This window comes from Brevundimonas sp. UBA5936, from assembly GCA_002430835.1.
In the GTDB taxonomy this organism is placed as follows: Bacteria; Pseudomonadota; Alphaproteobacteria; order Caulobacterales; family Caulobacteraceae; genus Brevundimonas.
In genome coordinates this window covers 1-2872 of record DJDA01000139.1, presented here as the reverse complement: position 1 = coordinate 2872, position 2872 = coordinate 1, and the positions used below count along the sequence as shown (strand labels likewise).

Below are 2872 nucleotides of genomic sequence, written 5' to 3'. Positions count from 1 at the left end.
CTGACCACGGCCGCGCCGACCCCGCCCGTCGCGTCGGCCTTGGCGAAGGCCATCAAGGACGGGTCGCGGGCGACGTCGGCCCGGACCGAGAAGGCGTCGGCCCGCGAGGCGCGCGCGCCGCCCAGACCGAACAGCTCGCTCATCGACACGTTCGAGGGAACCTGGGTGGTGCGGTCCTGAAGCACCGACAGGTTCGCGCCCGAGCCGGGTCGCGGCGTGAACGTCATTTCGCCCGTCGAGCTGAGGCTGAACGTCCCCATCCGCCCCGCGCCCGTCATCGGGTCGTTCAGCGCCGCCAGCAGGCTGGTCATGTCGCCGCCCGCGGGCACCGCCACTTCGATGTCGCGCAGCTTGGCGCCCGCCGCGTCGCTGAAGCGGAAGGTGATGGTCTCGCCGGGCGTGAAGCCGTGCTGCGACGCCCCCGTCATGCCCGTTTCATAGATCGCCGGCTGCGCGCTGGTGATCAGGTCGTTCAGGCCGAAGAAGTGCGAAAAGCCTCGCCCGCCCTTGTTCGAGGGCGCGGCCGGATCGTCGATCACCACCACCCCCGTGCCGGGCGCGCCTTCTATCTTCAGACGCCCGTCGACGAAGCTGGCGCTGCCGTTGGTCCCCAGCTGGGCGTTCAGGTCGGCCAGGAAGGTCGCCGGATTCAGCGTCGCCAGGTCCAGGTCGATCTTCTGCAGGGCTACGCCCTGGTCATTGGTGATGACGATGGAGGTGCGGCCGGTGAAGCCCTGCAGGGCGGTCTCCAGAGACTGCCCGATGTTACGGCCGGTCAGGCTATTGGGCGGCGGCGCGGCGGATGAGGCGTTGTGCGCTCGGTTCAGTTCGTCGGCCAGACGCGACATCAGTTCGGCCAGACGCTCGGCCGTGGCCGGCGCCTCGCCGTCGCGCAGCTCCAGCAGCCCCTTGATCTCGCCCGAGCCCAAGCCTTCAGCCAGAGAGCGCGCCTTTCCGGCGGGGGGCTCGATGACCATGACCTCGTTGAACACCGTCTCGGCCGAGACGGCGCCGGCGCGCACATAGTCCAGCTTGGCCGCCCCCTGCCCCGCCAGCAGGATGCCGGCGCCGGTGCGGATCTCGACCCCGCCGACCGCACGGCCGGTGATGCGAACGTCCATCAGGCCCGACAACTGATCGATCAAGGCCGCCTGAGCCGTCTGCGCGCCCGAAGAGTCCGCATTGATCACCGTGGCCTTGGCGATCTCGACGTTCAGCTTCTCGATCTGCTCCAGCAGGCTGTTGGCCGTCTCGACCGCACTCTTGATGCGGGCGTCGGCGTCTTCGCGCACCGACTGAATCTGGCTGTTGATGCGGGCGGCTTCATCGAACAGGGCCTGCGTCTTCCAGATGGCGTCCTGGCGAGCGGGGCCGGAGGTGGCGTTCTCGGCCGAAGCGGCGAAGGCGGCGAAGACGCTGTCGATCTGCGAAAAGAAGCCGCTGTTGGAGCCCGGATCGCCGAACATCGACTGGATGCGGTCGTAAAGCTCATAGCGCACCGTCTGACGGCCGGCGTCGGCGCTGGCGTTCAGGCTGGCGGCCTGCAGGAAGCGGTCGGTGGCCAGACGGATGCGGGCGATCTCCACCCCCGCGCCGACGCCCTGACTGGCCCAGGACTGCTGGTCGGCGATCTTGCGGACATAGCCGGGCGTGTTGACGTTGGAGACGTTGTCCGAGACCACCCGCAGCTGCGTCTGGGCCGCGTTCATGCCCGAGGTGGCGATGTTCATGATCGAGTTGAGGGACATCAGACGTCTCCCACGCCGGAGCGCACGGGACGGCCGCTCGGCAAGCCTTGCAGGCAAGCGAGCAAATCTTGCCCGGCGAATTGAGCAGGTCTTCTGACCATCTCTTTGATTTTCCTCGACATCGGCGTTCAGCCCCTGTGCATTCGTCAGCAAGAGAGGCAAGCCACGGGCCAAGTCGAACGGCGCCGCCCGCGCCCGGCAAAAAGCGACAAGCGCGGCAAGAAGCGCCCGGCGTCACGTCGCTGAAACGGCGACCCAAAACCCATCAATATCAGTATATTTCAATACATTAAGATCGAAACCTACGCTTGGCCCAAGGCTTGCGGAGGCTCTGTCGAATGACCCAGGCGCAGCAGGCGCCGCCCCTCACCGACCGAAAGCGCCTGCCGCCCGCATGTCCGCCGTCAGCCTCATGTCCGTCCTGACGCCCGCCGCCCCCGGCGGCGCGAGCGTCGACGCCTCCGTCGAGGCGGCGACGGACAGCGCCGTCTTCGCGGACCTGATGCTGAAGGAAGAGACGCAGGCCGCGCCGCCCGTCGTCTCGGTCGTCCCGGTCGCCCAAGCGTCCGAAACCACCGCCCCGATCGAGGCCGCTCCGGTCGAGCCCGCAAAGGACGACATCGCCGTCGCCCCGGCTCCGCCCGCCTGGTTCGCGCCTCCCCCGCCGGTGCAACAGGCTGCGGCGCCGACAGCCCCTGCCGATCCGACGGCGCCGACGACCGAAGCGACTCCTGTTGTCGCCGCCGCGCCGTCTCCCGCTCCGTTGGCCGTTTCTGAGGCTGTAGAGGCGACTCCCGTCGCCCCGACCGCCGAACCAGCAGCCGCCACGACCGCCACGGCTGCGCCCGTCTCAGCCGCGACGACACCCCCAGCAACCATTTCCGCCGCCCTCAAGGCGGCGCTCCCCGCCGTCTTTGCCGAGCCGGATGCGGCGCCCGAGCCCCCGTCAACCGAGAGCGACGAGCCGTCGGACGCGCCGCCGCCGTCGCGCCCTGGAGCGGCCCTTCCTGCACAGGACGCCGCCCTGCTGGGCGTGACCGGCTTCCGGTCGGGCGCGGGCGAACGGCTGGCCTCGGCGCGAGAAGCGATACAGGCCGCAGCCACAGCGACAGGCAACGCCGAAG

General features: G+C 69.3%; 1 protein-coding gene and 1 pseudogene. One reads left to right on the top strand and one right to left on the bottom strand.

From position 1 onward, the window contains the following. Positions 1-1748 (bottom strand): flagellar hook-associated protein FlgK (gene flgK / locus B2Y21_RS14465; RefSeq protein ID WP_292060520.1); only part of this gene is annotated, 1748 nt, incomplete at its 3' end. 394 nt (positions 1749-2142) lie between these two features. On the opposite strand from flgK, the pseudogene B2Y21_RS14460 reads away from it, so the two are divergent. Next, a pseudogene (locus tag B2Y21_RS14460) lies at positions 2143-2872 on the top strand (hypothetical protein); the annotation flags it as partial.